1 protein-coding gene is annotated in these 282 nt (G+C 74.1%); it reads right to left on the reverse strand.

The genetic code is table 11. The annotated features are described in order from the left end of the window. Window positions 1–2: 2 nt before the first annotated feature. Window positions 3–282, reverse strand: a 280-nt coding sequence (locus AC0IWM_RS23735) for an ATP-grasp domain-containing protein (RefSeq protein ID WP_471759137.1), incomplete at its 5' end; no start/stop codon positions are given.

Below are 282 nucleotides of genomic sequence, written 5' to 3' on the forward strand. Positions count from 1 at the left end.
CCTCAGGGCTTCGGCAGCAGCCGGGTGACGTGGCCCATCTTGCGGCCGGGCCGGGCCTCGCCCTTGCCGGAGAGGTGGAGCTGCGCCCCCGGCTGGCCCAGGATCGCGGCCCACTCGTCGACGTCGTCGCCGAGGAGGTTGTGCATCTCCACCGCCATGCCGCCGACCCGGGCCGAATCGCCCAGCGGCCAGCCGCAGACCGCCCGGACCTGCTGGGCGAATTGCGAGGTCGTCGCGCCCGCGAGGGTCCAGTGCCCGGAATTGTGGACTCGCGGGGCGATC

Source organism: Methylobacterium sp. AC433 (assembly GCF_979253015.1).